Origin of the sequence: Bacillus sp. S/N-304-OC-R1 (assembly GCF_019749375.1) — a bacterium.
Taxonomy (GTDB): Bacteria; Bacillota; Bacilli; order Bacillales; family Cytobacillaceae; genus Cytobacillus.
Map to the genome: position 1 here is coordinate 800848 of NZ_JACWFE010000001.1, position 16879 is coordinate 817726.

At 36.8% G+C, this 16879-nt stretch carries 16 protein-coding genes; 5 read left to right on the top strand and 11 right to left on the bottom strand.

Annotated elements, in window-relative coordinates; all coding sequences use genetic code 11:
* Window positions 1-4: 4 nt before the first annotated feature.
* From H0173_RS03965 to H0173_RS03985, 5 genes are all read right to left on the bottom strand, one after another.
* Window positions 5-1561 carry a fatty acid--CoA ligase family protein gene (locus H0173_RS03965; RefSeq protein ID WP_221844715.1) on the bottom strand — a complete coding sequence of 519 codons (1557 nt, stop codon included), beginning with the start codon at window positions 1559-1561 and terminating at the stop codon, window positions 5-7.
* 192 nt (window positions 1562-1753) lie between these two features.
* Window positions 1754-2635, bottom strand: coding sequence for an anti-sigma-V factor RsiV (gene rsiV, locus H0173_RS03970; protein ID WP_221844717.1), 882 nt, complete (start codon window positions 2633-2635; stop codon window positions 1754-1756).
* Window position 2636: 1 nt separating this feature from the next.
* On the bottom strand, window positions 2637-3152 hold the full coding sequence (locus H0173_RS03975; protein WP_221844840.1) for an RNA polymerase sigma factor SigV: 516 nt from the start codon (window positions 3150-3152) through the stop codon (window positions 2637-2639).
* 121 nt (window positions 3153-3273) lie between these two features.
* A complete protein-coding gene (lplA, locus tag H0173_RS03980) occupies window positions 3274-4260 on the bottom strand; it encodes a lipoate--protein ligase (protein WP_221844719.1) in 987 nt (328 codons plus the stop codon).
* Window positions 4261-4272: 12 nt separating this feature from the next.
* Window positions 4273-5007 carry an MBL fold metallo-hydrolase gene (locus H0173_RS03985; protein ID WP_221844722.1) on the bottom strand — a complete coding sequence of 245 codons (735 nt, stop codon included), beginning with the start codon at window positions 5005-5007 and terminating at the stop codon, window positions 4273-4275.
* Between the two features lie 205 nt (window positions 5008-5212).
* Between H0173_RS03985 and yhfH the strand changes: the two genes are divergently transcribed.
* Window positions 5213-5347: a protein YhfH gene (gene yhfH / locus H0173_RS03990; protein WP_221844724.1), complete on the top strand. Its 135-nt coding sequence runs from the start codon at window positions 5213-5215 to the stop codon at window positions 5345-5347.
* Window positions 5348-5408: 61 nt separating this feature from the next.
* Here the strand turns inward: yhfH and H0173_RS03995 are convergent, their stop codons facing one another.
* From H0173_RS03995 to hemE, 4 genes are all read right to left on the bottom strand, one after another.
* A complete protein-coding gene (locus H0173_RS03995) occupies window positions 5409-7571 on the bottom strand; it encodes a YhgE/Pip family protein (protein WP_483862189.1) in 2163 nt (720 codons plus the stop codon).
* A gap of 63 nt (window positions 7572-7634) precedes the next feature.
* Complete coding sequence (locus H0173_RS04000; RefSeq protein ID WP_221844727.1) at window positions 7635-8210, bottom strand: TetR/AcrR family transcriptional regulator; 576 nt, start codon at window positions 8208-8210, stop codon at window positions 7635-7637.
* A 157-nt stretch (window positions 8211-8367) separates the two neighbouring features.
* The gene (gene hemH / locus H0173_RS04005; RefSeq protein WP_221844728.1) at window positions 8368-9303 is read right to left on the bottom strand and encodes a ferrochelatase; all 936 of its coding nucleotides are present in this window, start codon (window positions 9301-9303) and stop codon (window positions 8368-8370) included.
* A gap of 31 nt (window positions 9304-9334) precedes the next feature.
* A complete protein-coding gene (gene hemE, locus H0173_RS04010; RefSeq protein WP_221844729.1) occupies window positions 9335-10381 on the bottom strand; it encodes a uroporphyrinogen decarboxylase in 1047 nt (348 codons plus the stop codon).
* 226 nt (window positions 10382-10607) lie between these two features.
* Here hemE and H0173_RS04015 point away from each other — a divergent pair, with 226 nt between their 5' ends.
* The 3 genes from H0173_RS04015 (at window position 10608) to H0173_RS04025 (ending at window position 14033) form a co-directional block, all read left to right on the top strand.
* The gene (locus tag H0173_RS04015; protein ID WP_221844730.1) at window positions 10608-11108 is read left to right on the top strand and encodes an antibiotic biosynthesis monooxygenase family protein; all 501 of its coding nucleotides are present in this window, start codon (window positions 10608-10610) and stop codon (window positions 11106-11108) included.
* A gap of 134 nt (window positions 11109-11242) precedes the next feature.
* Window positions 11243-12649 carry a hypothetical protein gene (locus H0173_RS04020; protein WP_221844731.1) on the top strand — a complete coding sequence of 469 codons (1407 nt, stop codon included), beginning with the start codon at window positions 11243-11245 and terminating at the stop codon, window positions 12647-12649.
* Window positions 12650-12857: 208 nt separating this feature from the next.
* A complete protein-coding gene (locus H0173_RS04025; RefSeq protein WP_221844732.1) occupies window positions 12858-14033 on the top strand; it encodes a M20 metallopeptidase family protein in 1176 nt (391 codons plus the stop codon).
* A gap of 28 nt (window positions 14034-14061) precedes the next feature.
* Here H0173_RS04025 and H0173_RS04030 read toward each other — a convergent pair whose 3' ends face one another.
* Both H0173_RS04030 and H0173_RS04035 read right to left on the bottom strand, forming a co-directional pair.
* Window positions 14062-14685, bottom strand: coding sequence for a TetR/AcrR family transcriptional regulator (locus tag H0173_RS04030; protein ID WP_221844733.1), 624 nt, complete (start codon window positions 14683-14685; stop codon window positions 14062-14064).
* A 51-nt stretch (window positions 14686-14736) separates the two neighbouring features.
* On the bottom strand, window positions 14737-15369 hold the full coding sequence (locus H0173_RS04035) for a phosphatase PAP2 family protein (protein ID WP_221844734.1): 633 nt from the start codon (window positions 15367-15369) through the stop codon (window positions 14737-14739).
* A 157-nt stretch (window positions 15370-15526) separates the two neighbouring features.
* On the opposite strand from H0173_RS04035, the gene H0173_RS04040 reads away from it, so the two are divergent.
* Window positions 15527-16741, top strand: a complete 1215-nt coding sequence (locus tag H0173_RS04040; RefSeq protein WP_221844735.1) for a M20 family metallopeptidase — start codon at window positions 15527-15529, stop codon at window positions 16739-16741.
* The last annotated feature ends 138 nt before the right edge of the window (window positions 16742-16879 follow it).

Genomic DNA, 16879 nt, shown 5'->3' on the forward strand with positions numbered 1-16879 from the left:
AAAGCTAGCTGTTTTGGATAAGCTGAGCTTTCAATGCTCTTCTTAGTATTTTCCCAGTTGTATTCTTTGGCAGTTCATCTAAAAACTCAATACTTGAAGGCACTTTATACTTGGCTAAATGCTCCTGGCAATACTGAATTAGCTGCTCTTCAGTAAGCTGCATATTATTTGTTACTACATAACTTTTAACTGCCTCTCCAAGATTAGGATTTGGAACACCAATAACCGCCGCTTCTATAACATTTGGATGATCATACAGTACCTCTTCTATCTCTCTTGGATAGACATTATATCCACCGACAAGGATTAATTCTTTTTTACGATCGACAATGTAAAAATACCCCTCTTCATCCATACGAGCTAGGTCTCCGGTATAAAGCCAGCCATTTCGTATAATTGAAGCTGTTTCCTCTGGCATTTTATAATAGCCCTTCATTACATTGGGGCCACGGACAATTAGTTCTCCGACCTCACCTGGCGGGACTTCCTCTCCTAGCTCATTGACTACCTTATTTTCTACATTGATGATGGATGTACCTATTGATCCAGGCTTCCTTTGGCGATCAAGGGGATTAAAGCACGTTACAGGGGAGGCTTCTGACAGACCATACCCTTCCGAAACCTGGACATTAAATTTTTCCTCAAAATCTTTTAATAAAGCAACTGGGAGAGAGGATCCCCCGGAAATGCAAAGACGGAGCGAGCTTAAGCTGCCTCCATAGGCTTGAGCGTATTGAAGCAGAAAATTATACATCGTCGGAACTCCTGTAAAAACAGTTGCTTTATATTTCTCAACAATTTGAAAAATTTCCTTTGGGCTAAACTTAGGATCAATAATCATCGTTGCCCCATTAATTAACGGGGCATTCAATGCAACGGTCAAACAAAAAACATGAAACATTGGCAGAGTTGTAATAACACGATCGTTTTCACTCATACATAAATAATCGCTTATGTCCCTCGCATTGCTGTATAGGTTTTTATGTGTGAGCATAGCACCTTTTGGCTTTCCGGTCGTCCCAGAGGTATAAAGAATGACTGCGACATCGTCATTTTCTAGTTCTGGATCGTTAAAACTTAAATCTCCTAATTCAATTACAGATGAAAACGATTTCATTTTATGGTTCATAGAAAGGTTATGAATATTATGATTGGCTTCCTGCCCTTGCGGAGTGTCACAAACGATATAATGCTCTACCTTTGGCAATACTTTATGCATTTTATCAGCTAATGGCAACAGCAAATCCAGCATAACAATCGCCTTTACATCACCATTACTGACAATATAGCCAATTTCATCAGGTGTATAAATCGGATTAATTGGAATGACTGTTGCCCCTAACCGCATAGCTCCATACAGAGAAATAACAAAATGAGGCGAATTTCCAAGCAGCAATGCAATGTGATCGCCCTTTTTTAATCCTAATTTTTCTAGACCAGCAGCAAATTTTGTTACCGCATCATTGAGCTCACCATAAGTGGTCTTATGATCCATAAAGTAGTAGGCCGGTTTATTTGCCATTTTTTCTGCTGTCTCGTGCAGTTGCTTAGTGAGATTCATCTGCCTTCCCCCCTTTTTATGAATGAATAATCATTCATTTTATAATAAAAAATTTTCTAAATTTATTATATTGAAAGAAAGTTTAGTATTCAAGCGTTAAGGAAAAAATTTGGTATAATAAGTTATCATTTTTTTATTAGATAATTAATCTTATTGCAGTATAAAAAGGAAGAGCACAGCTCTTCCTAATGATTATTTAATATATTCATTACTAACCAATATGTCGTTAATAATTTCCGTTGGAATAACAAACTCTACTATCCCCATATACCCTGGAGAGACTTCATATTTATCAAAAGAAATCACTAATTTCCCATCTTGATTAATATAAAAGTTTTGATCTTTCTTTATGGAATCAAATGTCTCAAATAAATCCTCATCCTCAAGCCCTGCATCCGTTACCCAATAAAATTTGCCAGAGTCTTCCTTCATCTGAGTACGCATTTGCTCTTTAATATTTTCACTAATGATGTCCACATAGCGCTCATCTTTAAACAAAATAGGCAAACTTAATAAAATCTGATTTATTTTATCAATCGTATCATATTTCATTACGGTTGAAGAAGAAGCTGCTGTATTAACAACATATCTTCCGATCGATAGTATCTGATCATTATCGGTTTTTATTTCATAGCCACTGTCTATGCCAAGATGTCCTCCTCCACTTTCCTTCAAATCCTCTGTGTCCTTCATAAATTGCTCATACAATTCCTTTCCTTCATTTAAGTATTTATCATTAAGATATTGTGCTAAATCTTTATTTTCCAAATCCTTTATAGCTGGAACTTTGATGTCTGCCTGATAATTATTTTCATCCACTTTAAATTCTGTAAAAGTTAAAACTTTCACGATACTCCCTACAACCGGAACTTCTGAAAGTGTATGAGCCATTGCCGGACTAATATTTAAACTGCCAATAAAAAGAATAACTGCGGCAGCTGCTCCTGCCGCCCATTTATAACTTCTACGATTCTTGTTAGTCTTTTTTAGAGCCTTTTCGACGATCAAATCTAATTCGTCTGGAATCTCTATGTTTTTATAATCTGTTCTAAGCTGCTCTAATTTTTTGTTCATCTTATTTAACCTCCTTAATACGATCATCCGTCAGTTCAATACGTAATAATTTCAATGCTTTATACAATCTAGTTTTTATCGTGTTAATATTTTCATTTAGAACATCTGCTACTTCTTCAATTTTTAAATCTTCAAAGTAACGTAATATGATAATGCTTTTATATTCTTGTGGCAGTTGATCTAAAGCTCTTTCCAAATCAATATTTTCATAATGGTCTTCCTTTCCCAAACTCATTCGTTCCATAGTTTCTGGATCAACAGCACTTACTCTTTTATGCTTTCTTAAAAAATCTAAAGATGTATGAACAACGATCTTATAAAACCAGCTTTTTATCATGCTCATATCTTGCAGAGAATGAATGGACTTGATGGCTTTATGAATAGAATCTTGAACAATATCTAAAGCATCTTCCGAATTTTTCACATAGCTGAAGGCAAGACGATAAAAATTCTCTTTATTTTCCCGTATAAAATTAGTAAATATTTCATCTCTATTAAATCTATTTTTCTTAAACATCACGCAAAAAGGCTCCTTTATTGCAATTAATTTGTATACAATCAATAGACGTTTAAAGCACAATAAAAAGTTTTTTCCATAGAAAAAAGCGTCTCCTTTAAGAAACGCTCGCCTGAATCCATTAATAAATTAAATTAATAAAATCCTCTTTTGTAATATTTCCAAAATAATGTTTAATATCAATATCACTTAGAGCCTCTTCAATAGCTGAACGGTCATAGCGAAGACCATTTAATCTCTCTTCCAGCTCACCTACATCGCCCACTCCGAAGAAATCACCATAGATTTTGCAATTCTCAATGAGTCCCTTTTCCACTTCAAGACGCATATCGATTTGTCCTACTGGGAAGCGATGTGAATGCTGTAAATTAAATTTAGGTGATTTGCCGTAATTCCAATCCCAGCTTTGATATCTTTCTTTTGAAAGCTGATGAATTTTTTCCCAATCTTCATCTGTCAGCACATACTCTTGAATTTCCTTGCCTCCGAAAATATTAATTAAAAGCAGCTCACGGAACTCTTCTATCGTCACTTTTTCAGTTAGGAATTCTGAAATATTAGCTACCCGGCTGCGGATGGATTTAATGCCTTTTGATTCAATCTTATCCTTTTTCACCTTTAATGCAGAAACAACACTGTCAATTTCAGAATCAAATAAAAGGGTTCCGTGACTAAACATCTTCCCCTTTGTAGAAAATTGTGCATTACCCGAAATTTTTCTTCCTTCAGCAGTCAAGTCATTGCGTCCACTCAATTCAGCATTGACTCCAAGGTTATGCAGTGCCTTTACAACTGGTTCCGTGAACTTGCGGAAGTTATGAAAGCTCTCACCATCATCCTTTGTAATGAAGCTGAAATTTAAATTTCCTAAATCATGATAAACAGCTCCTCCGCCTGATAGACGACGGACAACATGAATACCTTTGCTTTCCACATATTCTGTATTAATTTCTTCAATAGTATTTTGGTTCTTTCCAATAATAATCGATGGCTCATTTATGTAAAACAGCAAATAAGTCTCATTTATATCAAGGTTCTTAAGTGCATACTCTTCAATAGCTAAATTAATTCGAGGATCTGTTATTCCTTTATTATCAATAAATAGCATTTCATTCACTCCTTAAAAGGTTAACGACCACTGATAGGACGCAAGAGAAATTGAACCATTATAAATGGTGGCTGCTTCTTCCATTAATTGATTGGGATCACCGTAATGCGGTAAGTGTGTGAGGAGAAGCTGACGAACATTAGCTTTTTCTGCTAAAGTCCCGGCATCTAAGCTTGTCATATGCCCAGCGTTTTTTCCATTTTGATTTCCATAAAAATTGCATTCACACACTAATAAATCTGCCTCTTTGCAAAAAGAAACAAATTCCTCCTTATAAGAGGTATCGGCGGTATAGACAATTGATTTGCCGCCAGCTTCAAGTCTCATTGCATAACAGGGAACAGGATGGTCTGTCAGTAAAAATTGTACCCTAAAAGGCCCAATTGTTAAAGTCTGACTCGGATCATAAGCTATTCCTTTCGTAATGTTTTTATAGGTTAGCTTTGAAAATTCATTCTCATCGAATAAATGTCCGTAAATAGGAAGACAATCCATTTGTTTTCCTAAGTAGCCTTGAACGAGCCTCGCATGCTGCAATACACCAATATCAGCCGTATGATCTGGATGGTAATGAGAAAGAATGACTCCATCAATATTCTCTGGCTGCAATATAGGCTGGAGTTTGGAAAGTACTGCACTGCCGCAATCAATCAACAGCTTATATTCTTCATGTTCAAGTAAATATCCAGCACTCGCCTCATTCGCTTTCGGATAACCGCCCCAGTATCCTATAACAGTGAACTTCATCATCAAATCCTCCTAATATCCTACAGTTATTATGATAATATACCCAAATATTCCCGACAAACCGAGGATGGCTTTAATACTCCACTCCGCCCATTTTTTATTTTTTGTCATTTTGTATTGAAACAGATATTGACATTATAAAACTGTTATAATACAATAAAACCAATTAGTCAAACTAATCTAAAAACTTAGGGGGCTTCAGAAAATGATTCAAAACATTATTGAATTTTTCAGGAATTTGCCGGCGAAGCAATGCATTGAGTGTGGGAAGCCTATTGATGAACAGCATGAATGTTATGGAAATAAGTGTGATCATTGTCTAGGTGTTAAAGATATATAAAAAAGCTACCTATAAGCATAGATAAACCAGCCGTTGAATCACGGCTGGTTATTTTTCTGTATTACTCTGTTACAGCAGAAAAACGTTTTTTGAACATACCTGTGAAATATACTATCGTTCCGGAAATAAAGATTACGGCAAATATGCCTAATATGCCGGCATTGTGCCACATATAACTAAAGTCACCGCTTGAAATAACAGCTTTAAATCCAGCAACACTATATGTCATAGGCAGGAATGCACTAATTGGCTGTAAAGCCTTTGGTATTAATTCAAGTGGGAACGTTCCTGCACTCGTAGTTAATTGCAAAATTAATATAATGATCGCAATAAAACGTCCCGGATCTGATAAAATGGTAACTAAAAACTGTACTAATACAATAAAAGTTAAACTTGTCATAATCGCAAATAGAATAAACAATGGAACACTTTGCACTTCCATTTTTAAACCAACAAGCAGAATACATACCGCGATTAACGCTTGAACTATGCCAACTCCTATTAAAATAAAGAATTTACTTGCAAACCATCCCAAACCGCTTCTTGGTACACCTGCCGGCTCACGTAACGGGAAGACAATCGATAATAATAATGCTCCGACAAAAAGTCCAAGCGATAAGAAATATGGTGCAAATCCTGTTCCATAATTAGGAACTTCATTAATCTTTTCATTCTTTACATCAACTGGTTTTCCCATCATTTCATACGTTTTATCATTCGCATGGACAGACGATGCTTTGTCAGATCCATCCTTTAGCTTTTCAGCTAATTCATTGGATCCATTCAGTAAGCTTGTTGTTCCGGCTTCTAGTTTTCCAGAACCTTCTTTTAACTTATCTGTTCCATCCTTAATAGCATTAGAGCCATTCTCTAATTGCCCAAGACCGCCTGCTAATGTATTGGCACCACTTGCAAGCTTTTCTGCCCCATTCTTTGCTTCAGCAAACTTTTCTCCAAAGGTTTCCATTCCTGTTTGGAACTCATTTTGTCCCGTTTCCAATTGTTTTGCCCCTGCCTCTAGCTTTGCACTTCCTTTGGCAAGCTCAGACATGCCTTGCTGAAGCTGTTTTTGTCCATTATTTAAAGTCCCAATATTAGTTGCCAGCTCAGAGCTGCCTTCTGAGAGCTTTCCTGCTGCTCCTGCAAGCTGAGCAGTACCCGCTTTAAGCTGATTTAATGCTCCTTCTAGTTCAGCTCTTTGCGGAGAGTTTTCAGGAAGCTGACTGATTACACCTTGAAGCTTTTGCTGCAGAACATCAACCCCTCCGCTCAAGCTTACTGCTTCTGTCTGCCATTGCTGTAATGAAGCAGTAAGTGTTTTAGCACCTGTCTCAATTTGATCAGTCCCTGCAACAATCGCTGGGAGCTTTTCATTCACAGCTCCAATACCTGCTTTTGTTTGGCCCATACCTGCAGATAACTGTGTTTGTCCAGCTTGAAGCTGCTTTGATGCATTTTCTAACTTCTGATGTCCTTCCTGTAGCTGTGCAAGTCCACCTACTAAAGTAGTGGTACCATCTGCAAGTTCTTTTGCACCACTATTTACTTTATTTACGCCTTCATTAAATTGTATTGATTTTTCTGCTAGCAAAGAAAGCTTTTCATGTATAGTTGATGTGCCATCCTTAAGATCAGAAGCACCATTTCTTAGCTTTTCTGCTCCATCACTAGCTTTCCCTAGTCCATCTGCTAATTCACTGACACTGTCAAACATCGTCTCTGAATACGTTTCGATGATTTTTTCAGAAAGAGATGCTTTAATTTTTTCAATAGCTGTTCCACCTATTTGTGCTGATAAGAAGTTATATCCTTCATTAGGTACATAAATAAGTTTCAGCTTTTTTGGATTATCATCTAGCAATGTAGTCGCATTACTAGAAAAATTATTTGGTATTTCAATCAGCATGTAATATTTTTGATTCTTCAGATCCTTATAGCCTTGTTCTTTATTTACAAACTCAAATTGAAAATCCTTGCTGTCTTCTAGCTTTGAAACGAGTTCATCTCCAAGATGAAGTTCTTTTCCTTCAAAATCTGCGCCTTGGTCTTCATTAACGATCGCTACAGGCAAGTCACTTAGATGGTCATATGGATCCCAAAAAGCCCACAGAAACATGCCGCTATATAAAATTGGAATAAACATGACTGCAATAATTGGAATAAGCAGCTTTCTATTCCGTAAAATGCTTAACAATTCTTTTTTAAAGAGATTGTTCTTCAACATTATCACTCCTAAAAATAATTGACTGTTTTGTTCAATTAGTCATTTCGCTTCAAAAAACAAGGACTATCTATTTGATAATCCTTTAAAAATATACCGTTCAAAAATGGTTGCTATTTCTTCCTTCTCCAAAGGCTTATGCCGTTTCTCCCAATCAAATATTAAAGAAACATATAGCTTTAGCATAATAAATGCAGTGAGCTCTGGATCACAAGGCTGAATTTCACCTTTCTCAATCGCCATTTGGATTTTGTCTTTTAAATAAGTAATAATGGCCTCTTCCAACTTAGTCATAACTTCTATGACTGCAGGAGTCCCCATTTCCTTTTCCTCTTGAAATAGCTTAATGGTTAGCTGATGCTTTAGACGAAACTCTAGAATTTTGTACAATCCGCGGTGAACATTTTCATGAAATGAAAGAGATGGGTCTATTGCTTCATCAGCAGCAAGCCTCATTTCATTGATAAGGGAGTTAATAATTTCATCAAATAATTCTTCTTTATTCTTAAAAAAAGTATAAATTGTTCCTTTACCAACATTTGCAATTTTTGCCACTTGATCCATCGTTGTTGCTTTATAGCCAAATAATGAAAAAGATTTAGTAGCTGCCTCTATTATCTGCAGCTTACGATCAACCGCCACTTTATCACCCCGGTTCTCCTTATTGACTATATGAATATTTTAGTCACTCAGTATATGAATAAATTATCATAAATAAAATCATTATTCAAGAAAAAAAAGCTGTCAATAAGCAGCTTTTTTTCCATCATATTTAAGTTCAATTTTTTCTATCCATATATTACTTATTTGATAACTTATTAAGAATCACTGTTGCCATCGCATCGATGAATTCTGGCTGATCATTCGGCATAGCCGGTCTATAGTAGCTAGCACCAATTTCATCTGTAACTACTTTACATTCATAATCATTATCGTAAAGCACTTCAAGATGATCGGATACAAACCCTACTGGTGTATATACGAATGCTTTATAGCCTTCTTTTTCATAAAGTTCTCTCGTTAAATCTTGAACGTCTGGTCCAAGCCATGGTTCCGGAGTGTTTCCAGCACTTTGCCAGCCAACGGCATAATTAGTTACTCCCGCTCCGTTAGCGATAAGCTCTGCCGTTTCCTGAAGCTGCTTCGGATAAGGATCGCCCAATTGCAAAATTTTCTCTGGCAGGCTATGAGCAGAAACAATTAATACAGCCTTTTCCCTTTCTTCTGCTGGCATTCCTTCAAAAGTGGATTTCACGCGATCTGCCCAATACTTGATAAACTTTGGTTCATCATACCAGCTTTCAACAGAATGAATAACTGGACCGCCAATTTTATCCGCTTCTTCCTTTGCTCTTCCATTATATGATTTAACACTAAACGTTGAAAAATGTGGAGCTAACACAATACTTACTGCTTCTGTAAGACCATCTTCGTTCATCTGTTTAACTGCATCTTCAACGAACGGCTCAATATGCTTTAGTCCAAGATACATTTTGAATTCATACTCATTCTGACTTTTATTTAAATGCGTCTCAAGCGCTTTTCCCTGATCCATCGTAATTTTTGCCAATGGAGAGATGCCCCCGATTGCTTCATATCTTCCTCTTAATTCTTCCAGCATTTCAGGAGATGGCTTTCTTCCTCTTCGAATATGAGTATAATAACGCTCTAAATCTTCTTCTTTATATGGAGTTCCGTAGGCCATCACTAATAGGCCCATTTTCTTTCTTGTCATCTTATCACCTCTAGTAAATCTGTTTCTGCTATTACTTGCTTAATTTAGAAGCTGAATATTCGTGTACGAATGCAGTCAATCTTTTTAGCGTGTCTGGATTTACAGCTGGGAACACACCATGTCCAAGGTTGAAAATATAGCCTGGCTGCGCCATTCCCTGATCTAAAATAGCTTTTGCTCTTTCCTCAATTACTTCCCATGGAGCTAGTAGAATAGCAGGATCAAGATTTCCTTGAACCGCTTTTGTTATTCCTTTCTCTCTTGCCTCTTTAATAGGAAGTCTCCAATCAAGGCCTACTACATCTAATGGTAAGTCATGCCACTCCATTGCTAGATGGCTTGCACCTACTCCGAACATTATAAGAGGTACATTCTCTTCTCTTAAGCTTGTGAAGATTTTATTCATTGTCGGTTTAATGAAAACACGATAATCCTCAACATTTAAAGCTCCAACCCATGAGTCGAAAATTTGGATTGCTTTCGCTCCTGCTTTTATTTGAGATTTAACATATGTAATCGTCATTTCACTTAGCTTATCCATTAAAGCGAACCAAGCCTCTGGTTCAGCGTACATAAACGCCTTTGTTTTATTATAATTTTTTGATGGACCGCCTTCTATCATATAGCTTGCGAGAGTAAATGGTGCACCGGCAAACCCGATTAACGGGACACTTAGCTGCTCCTGTGTCAAAATCTTTATCGTTTCTAATACATACGGTACATCTTCTTCTGGATTAATTTCCCCTAGTTTTTCAACATCCGCTTTTGAACGGATTGGGTTTTCAATAACTGGACCGATTCCAGATTTAATTTCAACATCTACTCCCAATGCAGGCAGTGGCGACATAATATCCTTATAAAGAATCGCTGCGTCATTATTATACTGATCAACAGGAAGCTTCGTTACATAAGCACAAAGCTCTGGCTGATGTGTAATTTCAAACAGAGAATATTTTTCTTTAATTGCACGATACTCAGGCTGCGAACGTCCGGCCTGGCGCATATACCAAACTGGCACATAATCAGTTTTTTCTCCTTTCGCCGCTCGTAAAAATGTATCATTTATTTTTCTTTCCATTTAATTTAATCCCCTTTCAAAGACTGTCTGCTCTCCATTGTAATATATATATAGTAATAATTGAAATTCCAACAACTTTTAATCCATACTAACTGTATCCCTTTCCCCTATCCTTGTATAGTTAATATGAGTAAATGTCGAAAATTTGACGAATTTATTGGGGGTTGAAGGCTAGAATAGATAGGTAATCCTAGTTATTTTAAATTTTTAATGAGGTGAACTTTAAATGAATATTTACATGACAAGCGGAACATACGATTTTTTAAAACGAATAAAGGAAAAACACTCCAAGGAAACAATGCTTCTTATGCAAAATAATGAAGGCGCTGTTCTCATTCATGAAACTTTAAGAAAGACTGTTTTTAGTGCGCCTAGATCTTACGATATTCTAAAATCTGAAGGCTTACTAGAGAATTCCGGTTTCTTAGTATTGAATCATATTCCTGTAATGGACGATGACAAACCAGTATTTGAATATCGGTTTAAAAATGATCAAAGCCTTATAAATAAACAACCGGGCTTATTAGCATTACGAGTATTGCGGCCAATAAAATCAAATACTTACGTTATTCTCACACTATGGAAAAATGAAAAACTTTATTTGGATTGGGAGAACACTCCCTCATATCAATCACTCCTCCAAGGAGCAAAGTCATCCTCAGCTCAGCCACAAATTTTTACCGGAGCTTCCTATACGTCAAAATATTATATTCCTTCAGAGGATTGAGAGTAGGCTAAGCAAATCTTAGCCTTCTCATTATGAATAAAATCTCACATCTTTAACCTTTTTTCATATTCTGTATTACATTCTCATCTAGGTTATTGCCTATGATGACGATGAAAACTGAAGGAGGATAAAAGATGGGTGTAGAATTAACAGCATTGCATTGGATATATGTACTCTTTATCCTTTTTATAATCGGTTTTATGATTATGAGAAGAGATACAACACTCGTATGTATTATCGGAATATTTTTAATCGCAATCACCGCTACTGGTTCGGTCAGCTCCTCTATAAGCAGCGTCTTTAACAGTTTTATTTATGCCATTACAGAGCTGCTGTCAACTATTCTTATCATCTCCATTATTGTTGCTATGAGCAGAATATTAACAATAACTGGTATAAATGATGTGATGATTTCTCCTTTCGCAAAGTTTATCAAAACCCCTGCTCTTGCTTATTGGACGATCGGAATTGTCATGATGGTTATTTCATGGTTTTTCTGGCCATCTCCAGCTGTTGCTCTACTTGGAGCAGTATTATTGCCCGTTGCCATAAGGGTTGGACTCCCAGCATTAGGTGTAGCGGTGGCAATGAACTTATTTGGGCATGGTATTGCCTTGTCTGGGGATTTTGTGATTCAGGCTGCTCCTAAATTAACAGCTGACGCTGCAGGACTGCCCGTCGGTGATGTCATTTCTGCCAGCATTCCTCTAGTAATCGTCATGGGGGCTGTTACAACTATTACTGCTTTCATTCTATTAAAGCGTGATATGAAATTAGGTAAATTAACGGCAAGTACAGGACTTTCCCCATATTCAAACGAAAACTCTTCCGTTCAAAAAGAAAGTAAACCATTACTTTCCCTCGGTCAAAAGCGCTTTTTTGCTATACTGATTCCAATTATTTTTGCTGCAAATGTTGCCGCTATGTATGTCATGAATTTACAGGGCGGGGATGCAACAGCATTAATTGGCGGTACATCTATATTTATTCTGATAATCATTACACTAATTTGTCATAAAAATAAAGGGCTGGAAAAGACTACAAATTATTTAATTTCCGGCTTTCAATTTGGATTTAAAGTGTTCGGTCCAGTTATTCCCATTGCCGCTTTCTTTTATTTAGGGGATTCAGGCTTTTCTGCTATCATCGGAGACCATCTGCCAGCAAGCTCACATGGAATTGTGAATGATCTAGGTGTTGGCCTGGCAGCACTCGTTCCATTAAGTAAAGAAATTAGTGCGATCACCTTAACTGTTGTAGGAGCAATTACCGGGTTAGATGGCTCGGGCTTTTCCGGCATATCTCTAGCTGGATCGATCGCTAAGCTGTTTGCAGCTGCAATTGGATCTGGAGCAGCTACATTAACTGCACTCGGCCAAATTGCAGGAATTTGGGTAGGCGGTGGAACACTTATCCCGTGGGCGCTTATCCCGGCTGCAGCTATTTGTAATGTCGACCCATTTGAGCTTGCGAGAAGGAATCTTATTCCGGTCACGATTGGATTAATCGTCACAACCATTGTTGCCATGTTTCTCATTTAAATTAATCACAAACTCTATCAGCCTTGATAGAGTTTTTTATATCGGAGGCAATACTCGGAAACTATTTATAGTTTTTTAGTTTCGTGTTATTCTTTTTTTAGGTACTGAATTATCACCACTTTGGCACAAGTTATTTATGTATGCCTATCATTATCTACTCGATTTTTAGTAAAATATGACTTTTTTTCATTTTAAGGAGGTTACTTCAATGTCTAATTGGTTTGAAAAAATTCCAACAGAAAACATCATTGAATGGAGAAGACACTTACACCAAAATCCTGAGCTTTCTTTTAAAGAATTTAAAACATCGCAGTTTATTTATGATACATTATCATCCTTCCCAAATCTTGAAATCACAAGACCGACAGAAACAAGTGTAGTAGCAAAACTTGTCGGTGGTGCCGGCGACGGTAAAACAATTGCATTACGTGCAGACATAGACGCTTTGCCAATTACGGAAGAAGCAGATATTGATTTCAGATCAAACCATGATGGTGTTATGCATGCATGCGGTCATGATACACATACAGCTATGCTCCTAGGAGCTGCATATGTTCTAGCAGAAATGAAAGACGATCTGGCAGGAACAGTAAAGTTTATTTTTCAGCATGCTGAAGAACAAGTTCCTGGAGGTGCCCAGCAATTAGTCCATGCAGGTGTGCTAGATGGAGTGGACGAAATTTATGGCATTCATATTATGCCTAATTTAACTGTAGGCTCAATCGGGGTAGTATCTGGAGTGGCAACAACAGCTGCTGATGGATTCTTCTTAAAGATTCAAGGGAAAGGTTCACATGCCTCTACCCCTGAGCTTTCAGTTGATCCAATTGTCGTTGGAGCGGAAATTGTCATGGCTTTACAAACGATCGTTTCAAGAAATGTGAAACCAAGTGATATGGCTGTTCTAAGTATTGGAGAATTCCACAGCGGACAAGCTCCGAATATTATTGCTGATACAGCTAGATTGAGCTGCTCTATTCGGACAACCTCAGAAGAAGTTAGGAATTTAATGGAGAACCGAGTTAAAAGTGTCATTGAACATATTACAGCTGCTCATGGCGCAACGTATGATTTGGATTATGTACGCGGATATTCACCTTTATACAATGATCCAGATTTAGCACAAAAAGCGAAAGCATCCGCAGAGAAAGTATTAGGAAAGGAACTTGTTTATGATGCACCAATGCTCATGGCAAGCGAAGATTTTTCAGCCTATACAAACGTAATACCTGGCTGCTTCCTATTCTTAGGCGGAGGCAAAGAAGAACAAGGCTGCGGGTATATGAATCACCATCCGAAATTCAAGATTTTAGATGAATCATTGGCGTACGGCACAAAAGTAGAAGTACAAGTTATTTTAGATTTACTTGGTAAAAAAAGTTAACCTATCAATAGCAAAACAGACTCTCCTCTTATCTAGGAGGAGAGTCTATTTCAGTTTTATCATGAACAAACATATTTATTAATAAATCATAAGAGTACATGAGCAGTGTATTAATATCAAAATCATAGTCACTTAGTTCCGTCTCAATAGCTTGATCAATGATGGCCGTTAAATTAAAAAATAATAAATCTGCAATATGCTCATCTTTTAATGGTTTAGGGGCATCTAAATGTTGTGGTAATTTATTTATAAATACTCCTTTTGTAACACCTTCATAATAAATTTCCCTTACAAATTCTCTTCGATTTTCACTAAATACTTTAAGCTTTTTCCAATCATCAGGGAAGAACTGCTTTAATTCATGAAGATATTTTTTACGGAGCATACGAATATGATAAATAAAAAAGACAGCCCTTAATTTTTCAACAAAATCGTCTTTTTCATTAATGATCCTTTTCATTTCAGCAAGGTCATTTGCAATAATTGAATCAATAATAGAACTTATTAATTGATCTTTATTCTTAAAGTGGATATATATTGTCTTTTTGCTGATTCTTAAATTTTGTGCAAGCTCATCCATTGTAAATTTACGAAATCCATTAAGTTCAATGAGCCGCTTTCCCTCTTCAATAATCCTTTTATCCACATCCATATGTATTCGCCTCTTTATATCTACTCTTTAAACTAGCAATCAGTCATTTTTTCAATATCTTTTCCGGAGTAGTTCATACACAATGATCCATATTAGTACCCAAACTAAACCAAGAGAAAAACCTGCAGCGATGTCTGAAGGATAATGGACTTGTAGTACAATGCGGCTGATTCCCATTAATAAAATCATGATTACTGCCAATATTACTGTCAGCCATTTCAATCCTTTTGATTTTAGTCCTGCCATAATAAAATAAGCAATCAATATGTATAAAATAATTCCCATCATGGCATGTCCACTTGGAAAGCTAAGGCTTTTTACATGAACTAAATGCTCTTCAGAAGGTCTTGGTCTTCCTACATAATTTTTCACCCATATATTCAGTAAATCGCCAAATGCCATTGCAAATGCAAAAATCGCAATTCCCATATAATCTCTATTTCTCTTCCAAAGGAAAGCAATGACAATAAGTGAAATAACACCGATTCCTTTTGTAGAACCAATGATATTAAATAATTTAAAAAATGAATAGGAAGATTCTTTAAAAATAGATGTTATATAATCAGTAATCACCCTATCAAATTGTAAAGTCTCACCCGCTTTAACAGGGAAGAAAAAATACAGGAAAATTATTATTGCAATTATAATCAAAAAATAAGTAATTTTTGATTTGCTCCACACCATTTTTGTGTCAGACCCCCTTTGAATATGCAATCTTTTTTTATTTTACATAAAAAACAATAAAAAAACAGAAATATTTCGATCTTCGATGCTTCTCATTCCATTATCTGCGGAAGACAGTGATATAATATTAGATAATTCAGAATAAAGGAGAGAGGATATGCTAAAACAGCTATTTAGTAAATTAGATAATTATTATGATGAAATGATCTCCATTAGACGCTACTTGCACCAGCACCCAGAGCTCTCATTTAAAGAAGTGAAAACGGCGAATTATATTAAATCCTACTATGAAAAATTAGGAATAGAAGTTAACGGCAATGTCGGGGGGAACGGCGTTGTAGCAAGGATAACCGGCGCCAAGCCTGGAAAAACAGTTGCATTAAGAGCAGACTTTGATGCATTGCCGATTCAGGATGAAAAAGATGTTCCCTACAAATCATTAGTACCAGGTGTGATGCATGCTTGCGGCCACGATGGCCACACGGCCACCTTGCTAGTTTTAGCAAAAGCTCTTCATGAAATGCGTGATGATCTCCAAGGGACTTATGTGATGATTCATCAGCATGCAGAAGAATTTGCACCAGGCGGAGCGATTTCCATGATCGAGGACGGCTGTTTAGATGGTGTGGACGTTATTTTCGGTACTCATCTATGGGCTTCAGAGCCTACAGGTTCTATTCAATATCGTGTTGGACCGATAATGGCTGCTGCCGATCGCTTCGAGATTACGATTCAAGGAAAAGGCGGGCATGGAGCTCAGCCCCATCGAACAAAGGATGCTATTGTAACTGCCTCTCAGTTAGTTGTCAATTTACAGCAAATAGTCAGCAGAAAAGTAAATCCAATCGATTCCGCTGTCGTCTCAGTTGGCTCCTTTGTTGCAGAAAATGCCTTTAATGTGATTGCCGATAAAGTCAAATTAGGCGGTACTGTTCGTACGTTTAATGAAGATATCCGTTCTGCTATTGAAAAAGATATTGAACGGATTGTAAAAGGAACATGTTATACGGCTGAAAGTGAATATGATTATTTATACGCTAGAGGATACCCTGCTGTAGTAAATCATAAAGAAGAAACAGAGTACCTCATTCAATGTGCACAAAGCATTGATGGGGTTCGTATCGTGGAAGAAGCAGAACCGCAAATGGGCGGGGAAGATTTTGCTTACTACCTCCAGCATGTGAAAGGAACCTTCTTCTTTACCGGGGCAAAGCCTGAAAATACAGAGGAAAACTATCCTCATCACCATCCAAAGTTTGATATAGATGAAAAAGCTATGCTCATTGCAGCTAAAACACTTAGCTCTGCTGCTCTTGAATATCATACTTTTGAACATAAAGATGAAGCAGAAAAGGTAAGTTCAGGATCATAAAGAAAAAAACAGCCTCAAGCTAAAATGAACTGCCCCCTGTCAAATAGACAGTGGAAATAATAAAAAGTGACTTAAGCGGCCTTAGCCCTATATTCCATTGGGCTGAGGCCGTTTAATCGTTTTTGTAGTCTTTCATTA